The organism is Streptomyces sp. NPDC002386, from assembly GCF_053593175.1.
This window is the reverse complement of the sequence record NZ_JBSFBX010000040.1, coordinates 1-1,535: the sequence shown is the minus strand read 5'-3', so window position 1 is coordinate 1,535 and position 1,535 is coordinate 1. Positions and strand designations below refer to the sequence as shown.

At 66.1% G+C, this 1,535-nt stretch carries 1 protein-coding gene; it reads left to right on the top strand.

The features are described from left to right. Positions 1-14: 14 nt before the first annotated feature. On the top strand, positions 15-1,535 hold a 1,521-nt coding region (locus ACWCPN_RS34785; protein ID WP_451214578.1), incomplete at its 3' end, for a non-ribosomal peptide synthetase.

The window sequence follows — 1,535 nt, the reverse complement described above, 5'->3', positions numbered from 1 at the left end:
TCTTCGATCGTGGTGTGGCGGAGTTGTTGGTGGGGCGGTTTGTGCGGGTGTTGGAGCAGGTGGTGGCTGTGCCGGGGGTGTTGGTGCGGGGTGTGGATGTGTTGGGGGTGGGGGAGTGGTCGCGGGTGGTGGAGGGGTGGAACGGTTCGGGGTTCGTGGTGGGTGAGTTGTTGTTGTCGGATGTGTTCGAGGGGTGGGTGGCGCGGTCGCCGGAGGCGGTGGCGGTGGTTGCTGGTGGGGAGTCGTTGACGTATCGGGAGTTGGATGGTCGGGCGAACGCGTTGGCGTTCGAGTTGATCGGGTGTGGGGTGGGGCCGGATGTGGTGGTCGCGGTGGCGGCTGGGCGTTCGGTGGATCTGGTGGTGGGGTTGTTGGCGGTGGTGAAGGCGGGTGGTGCGTATTTGCCGGTGGATCCGCGGTATTCGGGGGCGCGGTTGGAGTATGTGTTGGCGGATGCGGGTCCGTTGGTGGTGGTGACGGATCGGGTGACGGATGGGGTGTTGCCGGCGGTGGGGGTGCCGCGGGTGTATCTGGATGATGAGCGGTCTGTGGTGGAGCGGGCGCCGTCGGATGCGGATCGGGTCGGGTCTTTGTGTCCTGATCATTTGGCGTATGTGATTTATACGTCTGGTTCGACGGGTGTGCCCAAGGGTGTGCAGGTGTCGTTGCGGAGTGTGTGGTCGTTGTTCGCGGGGATGGGGCAGTGGGGTGCGGGGTTCGGGTCGGGGGATGTGTGGGCGTGGTGTCATTCGCAGGCGTTCGATTTCTCGGTGTGGGAGATGTGGGGTGCGTTGCTGCATGGGGGGACGACGGTGCTGGTGCCGTGGGAGGTGGTGCGTTCGCCTGTTGATCTGTGGCAGGTGCTGGTCGAGCGTGGGGTGACGGTGCTGAGTCAGACGCCGGCGGCGTTCTATGCGCTGATCGACGCCCGTCCGGACGGGGTTGTCGGGTCGGCGTTGCGGATGGTGGTGCTGGGTGGTGAGGCGGTGGATCCGGCTCGTGTGCAGGGGTGGTGGGGGGCGGGGGTGGATGCGCCGTCGGTGGTCAACATGTACGGGATCACCGAGACGACGGTGCATGTGACCCGGTTGGAGTTGGAGCCGGGTGTGGGGCTGGGTGGGGTGTCGCCGATCGGTGTTCCGTTGGCGAACACGCGGACGTATGTGCTGGATGCGTCGTTGTCGCCGGTGCCGCCGGGTGTGGTGGGTGAGTTGTATGTGGCGGGTCTTGGTGTGGCGCGGGGGTATCGGGGGCGGTCGGGTTTGACGGCCTGCCGGTTCGTGGCTGATCCGTTCACTGCTGGTGGCCGGTTGTATCGGACGGGGGATCTGGCTCGCTGGACGGTGGATGGGGAGTTGGTCTATCTGGGTCGTAGTGATGATCAGGTGCAGCTGCGTGGGTTCCGGGTGGAGCCGGGTGAGATCGAGTCGGTGCTGGTGTCGCATCCGGCGGTCGCGCAGGCCGTGGTCGTCGCTCGTTCCGACGACACCGACACCCCCGGCGTCACCGACACCACCAAACGACTCGTCGCATAC